A 17011-nucleotide genomic window follows, 5' to 3' on the forward strand; every position below is an offset into this window, starting at 1 on the left:
CTTCTGCTCACGAAGTGACCGGAAGACCGCTCCCGGCGAACAGCGGGCCGACGGCCAGCGTCCCCACGAGCCAGGCGACCACGATCGCGTCGACAGGCCACACGGGCCCGAGGGAGCGGTCGGCTCCCGGCACCCCGAGGATCCGGCGGCGGTACAGGACCACCGGCACCGCCAGGCCGACCCAACCCACCACCACGATCGGCAGTTCGATCAGGAGTGGCACGATCCCGAGACCGATGCCCCACCACATCGCTGGCAGTGCGGACGCCACCGCCATCACCAGGTAGGACAGGACGACCAGGCAGTTCTCACGTCGGTCGAGCTTGTCGTCGGAAAGCCGAGGACGACGCAGCATCCACACCGTCGCCGCGACCGCGTTGATGCCGACGCCGATCCGCCCGAGGCCGAGTCCGACGAACTGCCCGAAGTCCCACCAGTTCGATCCGGATCCGGTGTCCGGTGCTTCGTACCGGGTGTGCCCGGCGACGTGCAGGAACACGAGTCCGCCTGCGACGCCGAGCAAGTACAGCAGCCACGTCCAGCGGGGGAGCCGGAGTCGACGGAGCGCCGCTGCGACGAACAGCACCGACGTCGGCATGAGCAGCATCAGGGCTGCCCAGGCTGCACCGTCGAAGGCTCGTGGTTCCACGCCCCGACGCTAGCGGGACCGTCGCGCAGCGCGGCGAGTTGTCGCTGAGACTCCACCCGCAGACACATTCTCCCGCCTACTCGTAGCCTACGAACGAAGCGGTCTTCATACTTCAAGTTGGTATTTTATTTGCTTGGATGCTTGGATGCTGGCATGCGCCGCGGCATTCTTTCATCCATGTTGATAGCCGCCGTCCTTCACAACAACCGAACGATCACAGTGCGGACGTCCTTGAGTGGCCACATCAGCAACGGATGGGTGAAATGAGCGATATTGCACGGCTCGTCGATGCCGGAGCGATCGAAGCCGCGGTCGCCGAAGCTCAGGGGCTGACTCCCGACCGGGTCGCCGACCTGCTCTTCGCCTCGGGCGGCTTCGCTGTGGACATGGCTCCGTACGACGCGTTCGTCCGGCGCTGGTACGAGCGCCTCGACAGCCCCTATCTGCGCGCGGCGGCGGCGGAACGATTCGGGGATGCCTACCTCACCGAACTCGCGGGGGTGCCCGGGGGCGAGGCGTTCGCGGCCGAGCTGACCGAGGCCGCACTCCGAGACGTGATCGCGCACACCGGTCGACTGATGCGCGGGCCGGCGATCACCGAATGGGCAGAACCGCACGTCGCGGTGATGAGCACCGCCCGCGCGCGCTCCTGGCGAGACGCGTCGATGGATCTCGCGAAGGTGCACTTGCCGGACTGACGGACGGGAGGCCCGTGGCGGCGTCGCCACGGGCCTCCAGTCCGTCACATGGTGAGCAGGAATGGTCGGGTCGCTGTGCCGGACCCGACCATTCCTGCTCACGAAGCGGCGAGCGCCGCGATCACGGGAGCTCGGGCAGCGCCTCCGCGTAGGTGCGGAAGTCGCCGCGCTCCGTGTGGATCGCCCACAGGCGGTCGGCGATGGACTCCCCGGAGTGCTCGGGCTGCCCGTCGTCGATGCCGAACGGGATGATGAGCTGGCCGACGTGGACGTCCTCGTCGCGGACGGCGTCGTGCAGCAGCTGCGCGTAGGCGCTCTCGGCGGCGAAGGCGACGGACGTGCCGGTGACGCGGGCTCCCGGTCGGACCGCGCTGCCGCCGTTGACGAACAGGATCGTGCCGTGGCCGATGGCGCGCATGCCGGGCAGCACCTGCCGGACGGCGTTGACCGAACCGTAGACCGAGAACTCGATCGGGCCGACCAGGTCGTCCGCCGTGGTCTCGAGCACGGGGCGCATGTACTCCTTGGCGGGGAGCGGGCTGTACTGCAGCACCTCGATGGGGCCGAGCTGCTCGGTGGCGCGCTCGAGTGCGGTGCGCAGGGAGTCCCCGTCTCGGACGTTCGCGGCGAACCCGGCTGCGGTGTGGCCGCGCTCACGCAGCTCTGCGGCGAGGCCGTCCAGGCGGTCCTGGTTGCGGGAGATCAGGGCGACGGCGAAGCCCTCACGGGCGAAGCGCTCGGCGACGGCGAGGCCGAGGCCCTTGCCGGCCCCGACGATGGCGATGGTGGTCATGCGGTGTACTCCTCGTCGCTCACGTGCTCGAGCCAGGTGGTGGTCGTCGCCGGGTCGTCGGCGGCCTCGAGCATCGCGAGGTGTTCCATGTAGTCGGTGGGGGTCGCGCCGTGCCAGTGTTCCTCGCCGGCCGGCGTGTAGACGGTCTGTCCAGCCTGCACCTCGATGACGCGGCCGTCCCGGGTGCCCATCCGCGCGACGCCCTCGGTGACGTGCAGGGTCTGGCCCTTGGCGTGCGAGTGCCAGGCGGTGCGGGCGCCGGGCAGGAACCGGACCTTGGCGACGGTCATCGTCTGACCGGGCTCCTTCGGCGAGGCGATGGCGTCGAGGTACACGTCGCCGGTGAACTGCTCGGGCGGGTTCTTGACGGTCGGCTGCTTCGGTTCGATCTGCATGCCGACGACGGTAGGCCGCCGTGCGCACCGTCGGGAGGTGCCGACAGACCCCCTCAGGGGATTCCCGAACGCAGCGTGTGTGATCGACCCACGACCCCGGGAGGATCATCGTGGACACACCCGCCGGAACGCCCCGCAGCCGCCGCCTCTTGTCGGTGGCCGGCCTCGCCGCCGTCGCAGCGCTGGCCCTCACCGCCTGCACGAGCGGCGACGGAGCAGAGCGGGACGGATCCGACCGGGGCGGTTCGCCGTCGGCGCGCGCGACCGCGCCCGCCGACCTGTCGGCCGGTCAGGTGGCGCTCGACGGTGACACCACCGACGTGGTCACCGGCCTGGAGGCTCCCTGGTCGGTGGTCCTGACGGGTGACGACGGCGACGCACTGGTCAGCGAGCGCGACTCGGCCCGGGTGCTCGAGCTGCGGTCCGACGGCACCACCCGTCAGGTCGGCACCGTCGACGGAGTCAGCCACGGCGGCGAGGGCGGACTGCTCGGGCTCGCGCTGCACGACGACGACCTGTTCGTGTACTCCACGGCCGACGACGGCAACCGGATCCAGCGGTACGAGTTGACGGGGAGCACCGGGTCGTGGGGTCTCGGCGAGGCGACGACGATCATCGACGGGCTGCCGAAGAACACGTTCCACGACGGCGGGCGGATCGCGTTCGGGCCCGACGACATGCTCTACGCGAGCGTCGGGGACGCCGGCGCGAGCACGGACGCGCAGGACGAGGAGTCGCTCGCGGGCAAGATCCTGCGGCTCACCCCGGACGGCGACGTCCCCGCCGACAACCCCATCGACGGGTCACCGGTGTGGAGCCTCGGGCACCGCAACGTGCAGGGCATGGGGTGGTCGTCGGACGGCACGATGTTCGCGTCGGAGTTCGGCGAGAACACCCACGACGAGCTCAACGTCATCGAGCCCGGCGCGAACTACGGCTGGCCAGAGGTCGAGGGCACCGGCGGCCAGGGCCGTGGCTTCGTCGACCCCGTGCAGCAGTGGTCCACCGACGAGGCGTCCCCGAGCGGCCTCGCCGTCGTCGACGACACCGTCTTCGTCGCCAACCTGCGGGGCGAGGTGCTGCGCGCGATCCCGGCCGACGACCCCGGAACCGCGACCGAGTACTTCGCGGGGGACTTCGGCCGCATCCGCACCGTGCTCGAGGGCCCGTCGGACACCCTCTGGTTCGTCACGAACAACACCGACGGCCGCGGGACGCCGTCGAGTGACGACGACCGGATCGTCTCCGTTCCGTTCACGCGCACGTGAAAGGGGTTCCCGCAGCCCCTCGCTCCCGCCCGACCGGGCGAAGTACCGTGACGGCATGAACCACCGCGACGAAGCGCGCGACTTCCTCTCCAGCCGTCGCGCCCGCATCACCCCCGAGCAAGCCGGCGTCGAGACCTTCGGCACCCGGCGCCGCGTGACCGGGCTGCGCCGAGAAGAAGTCGCCCGGCTCGCCGGCGTCAGCATCGACTACTACACGCGACTCGAGCGGGGGAACCTGCAGGGCGTCTCCGAGAGCGTGCTCGACGCCATCGGCCGGGCGCTGCAGCTCGACCCGGCCGAGCAGGAGCACCTGCGCGACCTCGCACAGCACCAGAACGAAACCCCGCGTCGCGCGGGTCGCGTCGTGCCGGTGGCCGCCGTCCGACCCGAGCTGCAGTACCTGCTCGACGTCGTCACGGACGCCCCGGCGATGATCATCAACAACCGCCAGGACATCGTCGCCGCGAACGCACTCGGGTACGCCATGCACTCGGACCTGGTGGCCGCACCGGCCCGGCCGATGAACTTCTCGCGCTTCATCTTCCTCGACCCGCAGGCGCGGAACTTCTACCAGGACTGGCAGCGGGCTGCGCACACGAACGTCGCGATCCTGCGACGTGAAGCGGGTCGGACCCCGAACGACAAGGACCTCGCGGCCCTCATCGGCGAGCTGTCAATGCGGAGCGACGACTTCCGCGCGCTGTGGGCCGCGCACGACGTCCGCCGGCACTACGCCGGTGTGAAGTCGTTCCGGCACGGTGTCGTCGGGCCGCTCGAGCTGCACTTCCAGACCCTCGAACTCGCCGAGGACCCGGGGCTCGCGCTCACCATCTACCTGGCGACGCCGGGCAGCCCGACGGCCGACGCCCTGCGGGTGCTGGCTTCGTGGGCGGCGACCGAGGGCATCGCGGAGCGGGCGCGTCAGCTCGCCTGATGCGGTGGTCGCGACCACCGCCGTCCTGGAGGCACGGGGCCAGCCGGCACCGCGCCTCCCGGCCGTGACGTGGTCGCGTCGCACCGCCGCACCAGGTGTCCACAGTCACGACGAGGAAGGGCGCGACCAGCGCATGAACGAGACCGACTCCGTCCGGACGGTCCTCCCCGCACCGACGACCGGGTTCCTGGGCCGGCTGCGCTTCCGGCTGCGCGCCGAGCAGGAGATCCACGAGCTCACCCACGACCGCGAGCTCGAGGCACGTGTCCGTGCCGAGGCGGCCGTGCGGCTCGCGCCGGGGCCCTGGCACCTGGGGGAGTTGTTCCGACGGCGGTGACGGCTGAGGGGGGACGGCAGCACCTCTCACCGCCCCACGGATCGGTCCTAGCGTCGAGACCATGACGATCACCGAGACCGACCCCGAGTTCGCCCGGTACCACGCCGACTTCGTGGACGAGACCCTGCAGCAGGTGACGCTCAGCGAGCACGACCGCGCGGTCGTCCAGCTCGGCGCCACGATCGCTGCCGGAGCACCGGCCGCGTTCCGGGATCTGCTGGGGACGGCGCTCGACGGTCCGTTGTCACCCACCGAGGCCAAGGAGATCGTGTACCAGGCCGTCGCCTACGTCGGGTCCGCACGGGTCGGGGAGTTCCTGGCGATCACCAACGAGCTGCTCGTCGCCCGCGGCGTCGCCCTGCCGTTGCCCGGGCAGTCGACGACCACGCCGACGAACCGGGTCGCACGCGGTCGCGAGGTGCAGGGCGCCGTCGTCGGTGCCGACCGCGTCGACGCGCTGTACGAGCACGCACCGGCGGATGCGCTGCACTTCCAGCGGTTCCTGTCGGGCAACTGCTTCGGGGACACCGTCGGCCGCGACGGCCTCGGACTGCCGACCCGCGAGCTGCTGACCTTCGCGATGCTCGCGGCGCTCGGCGGGGCCGACGCGCAGGTGCAGGCGCACGTGGCCGGCAACCTGAACGTCGGGAACACCCGACAGCAGATGCTGGACGTCCTGACCGTGCTCGTCCCCCTCCTCGGTTACCCCCGCACGCTCAACGCACTGGCCGCCCTGAACGAGGGAGCACCCGCCGCATGACCTCGGAGCACCGGATGTCGACCGGCCGGACCCTGCTGTTCGCCGTCGCCGGGGGAGCAGCGGTCGGCAACCTGTACTGGTCGCAGCCGCTGCTCGACGACATCGCTTCATCGCTCGGCACCTCGGCGTCGCTCGCCGGGCTGCTCGTCACACTGACCCAGGTCGGCTACGCCCTCGGCATCCTGCTCGTGGTGCCGCTCGGGGACGTCCTCGACCGCCGACGCCTCATCCCCTGGGTGCTCGTCGCCTCGGCCGTCGCGTTGCTGCTCGCCGCGATCGCGCCGAGCTTCGTGACGCTCCTGGTCGCCCTGGCCCTGGTCGGCCTGACGACGGTCGCCGGGCAGCTCCTCATCCCGCTGGCCGGGGACCTCGCCGACCCCGCGCAGCGCGGCCGCGTGGTCGGCACGATCGCGTCCGGCGTGCTCACCGGCATCCTGGTGTCACGGACGATCAGCGGGCTGGTCGCCGACGCCTTCGGGTGGCGTGCGATCTACGTGGCGGCCGCGGTCGTCGCCCTCGTCCTCGCCGTGCTGCTGCGACGGGCCGTCCCGGTGCTCGAACCACGCAGCCGGGTGCCGTACCCGCAGCTCATCGAGTCGGTGTTCCGTGCCGTCCGGACCCACCGGACCGTGCGGGTCACGCTGGTCATCAGCTCGTCGGTGTTCGCCGTGTTCACGATGTTCTGGACCGCGCTGACGTTCCTGCTGAGCAGCGACCCCTACGGCTTCTCCACCAGCCGCATCGGCCTGGTCGGACTGGTGGGGCTCGCGGGTGCCGTGGCGGCGCAGCGGGTCGGGCGACTCCACGACCGCGGGTTGTCGGTACCGGTCACCGGGGGAGCGATCGTGCTCCTGCTCGTCTCGCTGGTGGTCGCCGGCATCGGTGCGCACTCGATCATCGTGGTGCTGCTGGCCGTGCTCCTGCTCGACGTCGCGGTGCAGGCGGCGAACGTGCTCAACCAGACCCGGCTCTTCTCGGTCGACCCGGCCGCGCGGAGCCGGCTCAACACGGCCTTCGTCACGTCGAACTTCATCGGCGGCGCGATCGGCTCCGCCCTGGCGTCGGTGCTCTGGACCGCCGGGGGCTGGACGGCAGTGACGGTCGGCGCCGCGGTGCTGACCGGGTTCGCCGCGACGGTCTGGGCCGTGCACCGGAACCGCGGGCTCGTGGTCGAGCCGGAGCGGGCCTGAGTCAGATCGCCAACTCGACGTCACGGCCGTTGACCGTGACGATGATGCGTGGGTTCTCGGCACCGGTCGCGGTGATGGAGCTGCGGAGGGTGGAGAGCAACACGTCCTCGCGCCGTTCCGTCTGCGACACCGCCCCCTGACTGATGCCGAGCTCGTGTGCGATCTCGGCCTGCGTGCGCTTCCCCGCTTCACGCACCATCGCCAGGCTCCGCAAGGGGTTCCACAGGGCTCAGCGGAGCAGGGGGCTCGCGATCTCGAGGTCACCGTGGTCGACGAGCCAGCGCACCGCGTCCAGCACGGTCTCCTCGGCGGTGAACGCCGGTGCGTACCCGAGCAGACGGGTCGCCTTCTCGGTGCTGAACACCTGGCTGCGGGACAGGTGCCCCCAGCTGGCGTCCGCGTGCTCTGGTGCCGTGGTCTCGCGGAACCGGTCCCACGTGACGGAGTCGAGCCGGGCCTCCTGGCCGAACCACGACGCTGCCAGGTGGGCGTACCCGCGCGCCGTGAGGGCGGTCGGAGCCGTGACGAAGAAGTCCTCGCCGGCCGCCGCTTCGCGGTGCTCGAGGGCGAGCTGGAACGCCTGCGCGACGTCGTCGGCGTGCACGTGGGCCATCGTCTCGGCGCCGAGACCGGGGACCTCGAGCGATTCGCCGGCGGACAGCTTCGTCAGCACCGAGGGATCGAGGTTGCCGAGCGGACCGATCGGCGTCCAGCCCGGACCGCTGATGTGCCCGGGGTGCAGCGACGTCGTGACCAAACCGCCTGATGCGGTTTCTTCCTTGAGCATCCGGGCGATGGCGTCCTTCTGGACGCCGTAGTCACCGAACGGCGGGGTCGCGTTCTGCTCGGTGATCGGCAGCACGTGCGACGCCCCCGCACGCCAGATCGAGCCGCAGTGCGCCAGGTGCGTACCGGTACCGCGGAGCGCGTCGACCAGCGCTGCGGCGGAGGACTCGGTGAAGCAGACGAGGTCGACGACGGCATCGGCGCCGAGTGCGGCGATCCGGCCGCCGAAGGTGCCGTCCCGGTCCTCCTGCTCGCGGTCGGCGACGACCCGCTCGACCTGCTCCCACTCCGGGCTGTCGACGTAGGGGGTGCTCGTGCCGCGCGTGACGGCGACGACCTGGTGCCCGGCGCGGACGAGCCGGGGGACGAGGAACGACCCGATGTGACCGGTGGCTCCGATGACGACGATGTGCATGGGGCCACCGTAGGCCGAGGCGTGCGGATCGTGAGCAGGAATGGTCGGGTGCGGCGGTGCGACCCGACCGTTCCTGCTCACGAAACGCACAAGCGGCGATCAGTCGGCGGTGATGACCTTCACGGAACCGGCGATGGTCGCGGCGTCCTCGGCGAGCGCGACGACGGGGTCGGGCAGGCCCGCACCCCCGAGGGCCTTGCGAGCACCCCAGCCGACGAAGCTGCCGACGAGGGCACCGACGCCACCGAGGATCGCGCCCTCGATGCGCAGGTCGCGCTTGCCGGTGGTGCCGAGGGCGGCACCGGCGAGGGCACCGGACGCGACCCGTCCGAGCAGTGCCGAGGGGGCGATGCGGTTCGGGGTCTTCGGCAGCTTGTCGCCGATGAGCTCACCGATGGCGGAGGCCACGAGCAGCCCACGGCCGACCGGGGTGCTGAAGACCTTCCACTGCTGCCACGAACCCTTCAGCGAGGACCGGTCGTGGTTCAGTGCGAGGACGGCGAGCGGGGTGGCGCTCCGGCCGCCGCTCATGATGCCGAGGACCAGGGTGCGGACCAGGGTGTGCTGCTCGTGCTGCTTGCTCATCGTGACTCCTGTCGTGTTGCCCCCGACGGTACGCACGGTGACCTCGGGTGTTCCGAGCATCGCGGGCGACGGGCGGACGTCGGGCGTTCCCCGGGCGTTCCCCGGGCGTTCCCCGGGCACGGAGCCGCCCCGAGTAGCGTCCGGCCCATGAGCAACGTCATCGTCTTCGGCGGCCACGGCAAGGTCGCACTCCTCGCCACCCGCATCCTGTCCGAGCGCGGACACACGGTCACCTCCGTCATCCGGAACGCCGAGCAGTCCGACGAGATCCGAGCGCACGGCGGCGAACCGCTCGTCGCGGACATCCAGCAGCAGTCCCTGAACGACTTCGCCGAACTCGTCCGCGGGCACGACGCCGTGGTGTGGTCGGCCGGTGCCGGTGGCGGGTCCGTCGACCGGACCTGGGCGATCGACCGCGACGCTGCGGTGCTGTCGATCCAGGGCGCGAAGCAGGCCGGCGTCGACCGCTACGTGATGGTGTCGTTCTCGGGCTCGCAGCTCGACCACGGCGTCCCGCAGGACCAGGACTTCTTCGCGTACGCGCAGTCGAAGATGATCGCCGACGCCGTGCTCCGCGACTCGGGGCTGCAGTGGACGATCGTCGCCCCGAGCACCCTGACCGACGACGAGCCGACCGGCTCCGTCGACTGGGACGGCTCGTCGACCCAGGTGCCGCGCGGTGACGTGGCGCACGTGGTCGCCGACGTGGTCGAGAACCCCGGCACGGCCGGCAACACGTTCCGGTTCAACACGGGGTCCACCCCGGTGGCGGAGTTCCTGCGCGCCGCCGCGGTCTGACCGAGACCCACAGACGGACGGGGTCGCGGCGGTTCTCCGCCACGACCCCGTCCGTCTCTCTGCAGAACGTCGAGCTCAGTAGAGCGTCGAGATACCCGTCATGTCGCCACGGCCGAGCGTGCGGCCGTCGAGCTCGCAGTAGCCGCCGGACGGCTCCATGACCTGGCCGGTGCCGGTGGCGACGTGGTCGAGGCCGTACAGGTGGCCCCACTCGTGCGTGGCGACGACCTGGGTGTCGAAGCGCGCACCCGAGCAGGTGGCCGTCGAGCTCCACTTGAAGCCGGTGGCGTAGCGCTGGTCGGCCTCGCGGGCGTTGCCGTTGCCGTCGAACCAGACGCACGTGACACCGAGGGTCCCGGTCGGGAGCTTGCCCCAGCCCATCACGTTGTAGCCGTTGTTCCGCGAGCAGCCGCCCTGGTCGGTGAGGTTGGGCTTCTGGGTCGCGAGACGCAGGTAGTCGTTCTTCGCCGTCGACGTGACGGTCCGGTCACACGCCGAGATCGTGCCGTTCCAGGCGTTCGCCCCCTTGCGCAGGGCGTCCTTGGCGTACGTCGACTTCTGCCCGGTCTGGTTGTAGTACCACTTGACCGTGCTCGGCCAGGTGTAGCCGGACGCCTTGTACGCCGTGCTCGTGCACTTCGTGGTCGCGGCGGTCGTCGCGGCGGGAGCGGCCTGTGCCGTCGCGGCCTGGCTCTGCGCACGCTCCTGCTGGACGGCGGGGGCCGAACCGGTCCAGGCCTCGTCGACGCGGACGGCGACACCGGCGGAGCCGTTGTTCGCGATGAGGACGTCGGCGAGCTCGGGCGCCCCGGGGGCGGCCGAGCTGCTCGCCATGACGCTCTCACCCGGCGCGGGGAGCGCGAAGGTGCGGCCGTCCGGCGTCACGACCGTGCCGGACGTCGCCGTGCAGCCGCTCTCGAGCGTCTGCACCGACAGGGTCCCGGGGGCGCAGCTCGCGCCGGCCCCCGGGGTCGCCGCCTGGGCGGGTGCTGCGGTGATGGTGAGGCCGGCGAGGATCGCGACGATCGCCCCGGTGCTCAGCGCGTTCCTGACAGGACGCATGGTTCCCTTCCAGCGGCAGGCGACGTGCCCCCCGCTCCTGATCGGGGTCCATGCTCGCCGATGACCACGCAGCGGGTCCAGGACTGCGCTGCGGGGACACGCCCCCAGTCAGGGGCGGCGGCTCAGGCCATCTGCGCGTAGAAGGGCTCCGGTGCATCAGCGAGCGACGCCTTCACCATCCGGCTCCAGTCGTCGACGAGCACCTCGGCCACGCCACGCTCCACACCGTCGAGTGCCGCACGGGCCACGTCCGTCGGGTCCGTCTTCGGGCCGTCGTAGTCGCCCATCATGTCGGTGTCGGCCGCACCGAGGTGGAGTCCCTGCACGCTGATGCCCCGGTCGGCGAGCTCCAGGCGGACGGCGTTCGTCATGTTCCACTCGGCCGCCTTCGCCGCGGCGTAGCCACCCGCGCCGGGCGCCGCGAACCACGACAGGGCCGACAGCACGTTGACGATCGCGCCGCCGCCGTTCCGCTCGATCACCGGTGCGAAGGCGCGGATCATCGACAGGCTGCCCCAGAAGTGCGTGTCCATGGCCTTCCGGACGATGGTCAGGTCGTCGGTCACCAGGGAGCCCTGCGTCGAGATGCCGGCGTTGTTCACGAGCAGCGTCACGTCCCCCGCGGCTGCGGCCACCGCGTCGACGGAGGCCTGGTCGGTGATGTCGAGGGGCAGCGCGACGACGCCCTCGACGTCGACGAGTTCGGGTCGGCGTGCGGTCGCGTAGACCTTCGACGCTCCGCGCTCCAGCAGCTCCAGGGCGAAGCGGCGTCCGATGCCGCGGTTCGAGCCGGTGACGAGTGCGACCGATCCAGCGATGTCCATGGTGTCTCCTCCTGCCGCGCGGGTGTCTCCCGCAGCGGCTCGGCTACGCTAAGACCTCACATCCATGTCAGGGGCAAGCCCGGATCGGAGCAACATGCGCATCGGTGACCTCGCGGCCGAGACCGGCGTCAGCGTCCGCTCGCTGCGGTACTACGAGGAGCAGGGGCTGCTCACCGCGTCGCGCACCGCGAGCGGGCAGCGGGTCTACACGGACGCAGCCGTCGAGCGGGTCCAGCTCGTGCAGCAGCTGTTCGCCGCCGGGCTCGCGAGCCGCACGATCGTGCAGCTGCTGCCCTGCGTCGACCGTGGGGAGTCGACGCCGGAGTCGTTCGCGCTCCTCATCGCCGAGCGGGACCGGATCACCGCGCAGCTGGCCGAGCTCGAGGCGGTCCGGGGGCGCCTCGACCAGGTCATCGCGATCACCGAGCACCCCACCGCCGAGCACTGCCCGGCACTGCGTGACCGACCTGCGGAGCCGGTCGCGGCCTGAGACGCGGCACCAGGACGGACGGGAGGCCCGTGGCGGGTCCACCACGGGCCTCCCGTCCGCATCCTGGTCACGACCAGGGCCGCGGGTGCGGCGTCAGGGCTGGAACACCTGGATCTGGTCCAGCTCGGCGAACCCGGTCCCCTTGGTGAAGGTGAGCGTGTTCGCGCCGGCCTTCAGCGTGACCGTCTTCTGCGCCCATCCGAACCGGCCCCAGTTGACGGTCGGCGCGTAGCTGACCGAACCGGCCGAGGTGCCGTTGACCGCGAGCGCGTGGGTGCTCGTCGCACCCGTGCCGTTGTCGTACCGGACGTTCACCGTGTACGTCCCCGCGGTCGCGGCCTGCACCGTGAACTGCACGGAACTCGTCGCGTTGTTGATGTTGCCGACCTTCGCGCCGCCGACCGCGTCGGCCTGGGTGACGGTGTTCGTGTCGTTCCGGACCGCGGACTCGGCCTCGTACCGCTGCGCGTTGATCGGGATCGACCCGACCCGCACGTCGTTGTACGTGGTGGTGAGGTTCTCGACGTTCGTCGCCTGGTACAGCGTCTTGCCGTCGGCGCTCGAGTCGAAGCCCTGGGCGAAGCCGCTGAACGTCCCGCCCTCGGCATCCCGCGCGTCGTACGTCACCGCGTACGGCAGCTGCTCCCACGAACCCGTGCCCTGGTTGCGGTTGACGACGAAGTTCTGGCCACCGTCGATGTTGCCCGCGCTGTCGAGGGACCACTTGGACGAGACGACGATCATGCCGTTGGCGTTGCCGGCGGTCGGCACCCAGCGCACCTCGGGCGACGACCCGACGCCACGGCCGTCCGGCAGCGCGATCTTGGTGCCGATGCTCGTCTCGGGGCTCCAGTTCAGACCGTCCGGTGAGGTCTTGAAGTACACCGGCGCCGTGTTGTTCGTCTGGCTCGGTCGGTTCACGACCTCGAACGTCGCCACGTAGTTGCCGTTCGGGATCCTCGTCACCGTGATCATGCCCGGACGGTCGCTCTTGTTGGTCGGTGCGGACACGTTCACCAGGGAACCCCAGGTCAGGCCGCCGTCCGTGGAGCGCCGGTAGCTGACGGCCTGCAGGACGTTGTTCGCCTTCTGCCGCTCGTCCGAGAAGTAGGTGACCAGCCCGCCGTTCGCATCGACGGCGACGGACGGCTCCCACACCGTCGTGGTCGTCGAGCTCGGGCTCGGGTCGTAGGTGGCCGGGCCTCCGGTGTCGACGGTGCTGACGAAGGACCAGGTCAGTCCGTGGTCGAGGCTCTTGTACATGACCAGTCGGCTGCTCGAGCGGTCGGTGGGCATGATCATGCCGCTCAGCAGCAGCGTGCCGGCCGGCATCGTGCCGAGCTGGACCGGGGTCTCGTACAGCGAGGGCTGCGCGGTGCGGGTGAGCGTCGGGAACTGGGTGCTCGGCTTGACCGTGGCGACGCGGCTCCACGAGGTGCCGTTGTCCGTGCTCCGGTAGATCGGGTAGACCTGCACGCCGTTCTCGAGCACGAGCTGGTCGAAGGTGACGAACTGCTGGCCGTTGGCCGATCCGCTGTTCTTCAGGACGATGTTCTTCGCGTAGGTGGTGCCGGCAGCGCGGCCGCCCTCGGGGTTGAACGAGGAACCCGCTGCCGGCGAGTACACGAGGGCTCCGTTGCCGGTCGTGACCGCCTGTGCGGGGAGGGGGCCGGTGACGCCGGCGACGAGGGCTGCCGCGGCGGCGGCAGCGGTGACGACGAGCGCGAGCGTTCGGCGTCGACGAGGCGCCGGAGCGGCGCCGAGGCGGAGGGACATGGTGCTCCGTTCGGTTGGTGGTGCGGTGGTGGTGCGCGGAGGCGGACTGGAGGCGCGGGACCGACCCGACCCGCGCCTCCCGTCCGTCACGGGGTCGCGGACAGGGCCGCTGCCACGGCCCGTTCCTGTCGCGTGTGCGCGGCGAACGCGTCGGCGACCGGGTTGCGGCGACGGTCGAGGCCGCCGGCGCCGTCCTCGACGAGGTCGAAGAGGCCCATCGTGAGCAGGTGCTCCTGGCGTGGGGCGTCCGTGTGCCGCCAGGTCCACTCGTACATGTCGAACAGCGGCCACCAGGTGTAGCCGACGACCGGCACCCCCTCGTCGCGGAGCTCCCGCACGGCCGTGACCGACGCGTCCAGCCAGCCGATGCGTTCCTCGACCGAACCGGTGACGCACGTCTCCGTGAGCATGACCGGGGCGCCGTAGCGCTCGGCGTAGGTGGTGAGCACGTCGCGGAGCCCCTCGACGCCGGTGTCCTCGTAGGGCCGCGGGTCGGCGAATCCGCCGCCGTGGTGCACCCCCGCCTCGAACACCTCCGTGGAGTGCAGCGGGTAGTAGTTGACGCCCATCACGTCGGGCCGGACCGCGTGCTGCCGGAACCAGTCGAGGTCGGCGTCGGTGACGCCCCCCGACCGGAGCCGACCGACCAGGGGGTGCGCGTCGTCGACGCCACCGGTGACCAGGTCCTCGACCAGGAACGTCTGGGCGCGCAGACGGGCGACCGTGTCGCGGTGTTCCGCGGCGTCGACGTCGCCGACGTACCGGATGCCGGCGTCCACGTGCACGAAGGTGGCGGCGTCTCCGAGTTCGCGGGTGATCGCGTGCTGCGTCGAGACGAACCCCTTCGCCAGGGCGGACGCGATCCGGGCCGACCCCTCGGCCCCGGTCAGGTACGGGGGCCAGTACCCGTACTCACCCGAGAACAGGGCGTGGATGACGGGCTCGTTGACGGGCGTGTAGTCGGTGGCGACGTCGCCGTACCGCGCCGCGAACCGGGCGGCGTACTCGGTGACGTGCGCCGGGTAGTCGGGGTGGGCGAACTGCCCGTCGAGCCAGAGCGGTGTGCCGTAGTGCAGCAGGTCGACGACGGGCCGCAGGCCGGTCTCGCGGAACCGCGCCATGACGCCGTCCACCCACGACCAGTCCCAGACGCCTGGCTCGGGGGCGACGCGGTACCAGGGGACGCCCCAGCGGAGCAGCTCGGCGCCGACGTCGACCGCCAGCCCGAGGTCGGCCGCGTACTGCCGGTAGTGGTCGGTGAGCTCGTACTCGTCGATGGGCCGTTCACCCGGTCGGGCCTGCGGGACGAAGGTGTCCTCGATGCCCAGGGCGAAGTGCAGCCTGCCGTCGTCGGACCAGTGCATGGTGTCTCGTTTCGTGGTGGGCACGGCCGCTCCGGGCTCGTGCGGTGTCGTCGTCACTTGAGCCCGGTGCTGGCGACGCTCTCGATGAAGCGGCGCTGCACGAGCAGGAACATGACGGCGAGGGGCAGCACGGCGATCAGGGCGCCGGCCATCATCACGCCCTGCGGGATGATCCCGCCGGGCCCGGTCAGCAGGGTGAGGCCGGACGTGATGGTCCCCATGTCCTGGTCGGTGGTGAACACCAGCGGCCAGAGCAGGTCGTTCCAGTTGTTGACGAAGGTGAAGATGCCGAGGGTGAGCAGGGCGGGGACGGCGTTCGGCAGGACGACGCTCCGGAAGATCCGCCACTCCGAGGCCCCGTCGATCCGCGCCGCGTTGTCCAGGTCGCGGGGGAGCGACACGAAGAACTGGCGCAGGAAGAAGATCCCGAAGGCGTCGGCCGCCCGCGGCGCGATCAGCCCCGCGAACGTGTTCACCCACCCGAGGTCGGACACCAGTTGGTAGATCGGGATGAGCGTCGCCTGGAACGGGATCATCAGGCTGGCGACGATCACGATGAGCAGCACCTTGCTGCCCCGGAAGTCGAGCCGTGCCAGGGCGTAGGCGGCGAGCGCGTCGAACGCCAGCGCGAACACCGTCACACCGCCGGCGAAGGCGAAGCTGTTCAGGATGAGCCGCCCGAACGGCAGCTGCGTGAAGATCGCCCGGAAGTTGTCGAGCGTCCAGGTGTGCGGGAACAGCGTCGGCGGGTAGGCGTTGACCTCGCTCGCCGGTTTGAACGCCGTGAACACGATCACGAGCACGGGGAGCAGCACCGCCAGGGTCACGACGGCCACGGCTGCGAAGCCGAGCCAGCGCATCGACGGCTGTCGACGGGCCACCGTGCTGCGTCGGACGACCGTCGCGGGACGGGGGAGCGCGGTCATGATGCGGTGTCCTCTCCGCGCTTCCCGAAGAACAGGAACTGCACGAGGCTGAGCAGCAGGGTCGCGATGAGGAGCACGTACGCCAGGGCGCTCGCGAACCCGAGGTCGAGGTCCTTGAAGCCGGACTGGTAGATCTGCATGACGATCGTCTCGGTCGACCGGTACGGACCACCGCCGGTCAGGACGTAGATCTGGTCGAACGCCTGCAGCGCGGCGATGAGGGCGACGATCACGACGAACGCCATCGTGTTGCTCAGCATCGGGAAGGTGACGTTCGCGAACCGCTGGCGGCCGTTCGCCCCGTCGAGCTGCGCGGCCTCGTACAGGCTCGTGGGGATCTCCTGCAGCCCGGCCAGGAAGATCACCATGTAGAAGCCGAAGTTCTTCCACACGGCCACGAGCACCACGGTGGGCATCGCGAGTGTCGGGTCCTGCAGCACGTTGCCGAGCCGGATGCCGACGAGCTGCAGCCAGTGGTTCAGCAGGCCGATCTGCGGGTCGAGCAGGTACGACCACGCGAACGCGGCGACGGCCAGGGACACGATGAACGGCAGGAACAGCGCCGACCGGAAGAACCCGCGGAACGGCAGGGCCGGGTGGTTCAGCACGAGGGCGAGCACCAGGGCGACGACGATCGCGACGGGGGTGAAGAGCACCGAGTAGAGCGCGGTGTTGCCGATGGACCGCAGGACGTCGGGGTCGGTGAAGACCCGGACGTAGTTCGCGAAGCCGATGAACGACGGGTCGCCGAACCCGCTGGCGTCGGTGAACGACAGCTGGAGCGCCGAGAGCATCGGCCAGAGCACGAACGCCCCGAGGATGACGATCGCGGGTGCGAGGAACCCGACGATGGTGGCGCGGCGGCGGAACGTGCCGTTCAGGGGCGATCGTCCGCCGAGCTGGCCCGGTGGTCGGTACCGACGGCGTCGGCCGAGTTGCTGCGTGGTCACGAGGGTCCTCC

At 70.8% G+C, this 17011-nt stretch carries 20 protein-coding genes; 8 read left to right on the forward strand and 12 right to left on the reverse strand.

Going from position 1 to position 17011, the window contains the following annotated elements; all coding sequences use genetic code 11:
- Nucleotides 1-7 precede the first annotated feature (7 nt).
- Nucleotides 8-649 (reverse strand): hypothetical protein, encoded by a 642-nt coding sequence (locus DEJ29_RS17690; protein WP_111094093.1) that lies wholly within the window; start codon nucleotides 647-649, stop codon nucleotides 8-10.
- Nucleotides 650-912: 263 nt separating this feature from the next.
- Between DEJ29_RS17690 and DEJ29_RS17695 the strand changes: the two genes are divergently transcribed.
- Nucleotides 913-1347 carry a hypothetical protein gene (locus DEJ29_RS17695; RefSeq protein WP_111094094.1) on the forward strand — a complete coding sequence of 145 codons (435 nt, stop codon included), beginning with the start codon at nucleotides 913-915 and terminating at the stop codon, nucleotides 1345-1347.
- 121 nt (nucleotides 1348-1468) lie between these two features.
- Here DEJ29_RS17695 and DEJ29_RS17700 read toward each other — a convergent pair whose 3' ends face one another.
- Nucleotides 1469-2140 (reverse strand): SDR family NAD(P)-dependent oxidoreductase, encoded by a 672-nt coding sequence (locus tag DEJ29_RS17700; RefSeq protein ID WP_111094095.1) that lies wholly within the window; start codon nucleotides 2138-2140, stop codon nucleotides 1469-1471.
- Nucleotides 2137-2535 (reverse strand): (R)-mandelonitrile lyase, encoded by a 399-nt coding sequence (locus tag DEJ29_RS17705; protein WP_071248546.1) that lies wholly within the window; start codon nucleotides 2533-2535, stop codon nucleotides 2137-2139. The genes DEJ29_RS17700 and DEJ29_RS17705 overlap by 4 nt, the downstream gene beginning before the upstream one ends.
- Before the next feature lie 110 nt (nucleotides 2536-2645).
- Between DEJ29_RS17705 and DEJ29_RS17710 the strand changes: the two genes are divergently transcribed.
- From DEJ29_RS17710 to DEJ29_RS17730, 5 genes are all read left to right on the forward strand, one after another.
- The gene (locus DEJ29_RS17710; protein ID WP_111094096.1) at nucleotides 2646-3803 is read left to right on the forward strand and encodes a PQQ-dependent sugar dehydrogenase; all 1158 of its coding nucleotides are present in this window, start codon (nucleotides 2646-2648) and stop codon (nucleotides 3801-3803) included.
- 55 nt (nucleotides 3804-3858) lie between these two features.
- Nucleotides 3859-4737 (forward strand): helix-turn-helix transcriptional regulator, encoded by an 879-nt coding sequence (locus DEJ29_RS17715; protein WP_111094097.1) that lies wholly within the window; start codon nucleotides 3859-3861, stop codon nucleotides 4735-4737.
- Between the two features lie 4 nt (nucleotides 4738-4741).
- Complete coding sequence (locus DEJ29_RS17720) at nucleotides 4742-5074, forward strand: hypothetical protein (RefSeq protein ID WP_111094098.1); 333 nt, start codon at nucleotides 4742-4744, stop codon at nucleotides 5072-5074.
- 61 nt (nucleotides 5075-5135) lie between these two features.
- Complete coding sequence (locus DEJ29_RS17725) at nucleotides 5136-5834, forward strand: carboxymuconolactone decarboxylase family protein (protein ID WP_111094099.1); 699 nt, start codon at nucleotides 5136-5138, stop codon at nucleotides 5832-5834.
- Nucleotides 5831-7024 carry an MFS transporter gene (locus DEJ29_RS17730; RefSeq protein ID WP_111094100.1) on the forward strand — a complete coding sequence of 398 codons (1194 nt, stop codon included), beginning with the start codon at nucleotides 5831-5833 and terminating at the stop codon, nucleotides 7022-7024. Before DEJ29_RS17725 ends, DEJ29_RS17730 begins: the two co-directional genes overlap by 4 nt.
- A gap of 1 nt (nucleotide 7025) precedes the next feature.
- Here the strand turns inward: DEJ29_RS17730 and DEJ29_RS17735 are convergent, their stop codons facing one another.
- The 3 genes from DEJ29_RS17735 to DEJ29_RS17745 all read right to left on the reverse strand — a co-directional run bounded on the left by DEJ29_RS17735 (nucleotide 7026) and on the right by DEJ29_RS17745 (nucleotide 8810).
- Complete coding sequence (locus DEJ29_RS17735) at nucleotides 7026-7223, reverse strand: helix-turn-helix domain-containing protein (RefSeq protein WP_111094101.1); 198 nt, start codon at nucleotides 7221-7223, stop codon at nucleotides 7026-7028.
- 30 nt (nucleotides 7224-7253) lie between these two features.
- Nucleotides 7254-8225: an NAD-dependent epimerase/dehydratase family protein gene (locus tag DEJ29_RS17740; RefSeq protein ID WP_111094102.1), complete on the reverse strand. Its 972-nt coding sequence runs from the start codon at nucleotides 8223-8225 to the stop codon at nucleotides 7254-7256.
- Between the two features lie 99 nt (nucleotides 8226-8324).
- Entirely contained in the window at nucleotides 8325-8810 is a 486-nt protein-coding gene (locus DEJ29_RS17745) for a DUF4126 family protein (RefSeq protein ID WP_163342984.1), read from the reverse strand.
- A gap of 147 nt (nucleotides 8811-8957) precedes the next feature.
- Here DEJ29_RS17745 and DEJ29_RS17750 point away from each other — a divergent pair, with 147 nt between their 5' ends.
- Nucleotides 8958-9608 carry an NAD(P)H-binding protein gene (locus tag DEJ29_RS17750; protein WP_111094103.1) on the forward strand — a complete coding sequence of 217 codons (651 nt, stop codon included), beginning with the start codon at nucleotides 8958-8960 and terminating at the stop codon, nucleotides 9606-9608.
- A 75-nt stretch (nucleotides 9609-9683) separates the two neighbouring features.
- Here DEJ29_RS17750 and DEJ29_RS17755 read toward each other — a convergent pair whose 3' ends face one another.
- The gene (locus tag DEJ29_RS17755; protein WP_111094104.1) at nucleotides 9684-10670 is read right to left on the reverse strand and encodes a matrixin family metalloprotease; all 987 of its coding nucleotides are present in this window, start codon (nucleotides 10668-10670) and stop codon (nucleotides 9684-9686) included.
- Between the two features lie 122 nt (nucleotides 10671-10792).
- Complete coding sequence (locus DEJ29_RS17760) at nucleotides 10793-11494, reverse strand: SDR family oxidoreductase (protein ID WP_071404103.1); 702 nt, start codon at nucleotides 11492-11494, stop codon at nucleotides 10793-10795.
- A 94-nt stretch (nucleotides 11495-11588) separates the two neighbouring features.
- On the opposite strand from DEJ29_RS17760, the gene DEJ29_RS17765 reads away from it, so the two are divergent.
- Nucleotides 11589-11984: a MerR family transcriptional regulator gene (locus DEJ29_RS17765; RefSeq protein WP_071404104.1), complete on the forward strand. Its 396-nt coding sequence runs from the start codon at nucleotides 11589-11591 to the stop codon at nucleotides 11982-11984.
- Nucleotides 11985-12077: 93 nt separating this feature from the next.
- Here the strand turns inward: DEJ29_RS17765 and DEJ29_RS17770 are convergent, their stop codons facing one another.
- The 4 genes from DEJ29_RS17770 to DEJ29_RS17785 all read right to left on the reverse strand — a co-directional run bounded on the left by DEJ29_RS17770 (nucleotide 12078) and on the right by DEJ29_RS17785 (nucleotide 17000).
- Nucleotides 12078-13760, reverse strand: a complete 1683-nt coding sequence (locus tag DEJ29_RS17770) for a CBM35 domain-containing protein (RefSeq protein WP_111094105.1) — start codon at nucleotides 13758-13760, stop codon at nucleotides 12078-12080.
- An 86-nt stretch (nucleotides 13761-13846) separates the two neighbouring features.
- A complete protein-coding gene (locus tag DEJ29_RS17775; protein WP_111094106.1) occupies nucleotides 13847-15124 on the reverse strand; it encodes a family 1 glycosylhydrolase in 1278 nt (425 codons plus the stop codon).
- Between the two features lie 53 nt (nucleotides 15125-15177).
- Nucleotides 15178-16050: a carbohydrate ABC transporter permease gene (locus DEJ29_RS17780; protein ID WP_071404106.1), complete on the reverse strand. Its 873-nt coding sequence runs from the start codon at nucleotides 16048-16050 to the stop codon at nucleotides 15178-15180.
- Nucleotides 16047-17000, reverse strand: a complete 954-nt coding sequence (locus tag DEJ29_RS17785) for a carbohydrate ABC transporter permease (protein ID WP_111028862.1) — start codon at nucleotides 16998-17000, stop codon at nucleotides 16047-16049. Before DEJ29_RS17785 ends, DEJ29_RS17780 begins: the two co-directional genes overlap by 4 nt.
- Nucleotides 17001-17011: the final 11 nt, after the last annotated feature.

This window comes from Curtobacterium sp. MCPF17_021, assembly GCF_003234605.2.
Taxonomy (GTDB): domain Bacteria; phylum Actinomycetota; class Actinomycetes; order Actinomycetales; family Microbacteriaceae; genus Curtobacterium; species Curtobacterium flaccumfaciens.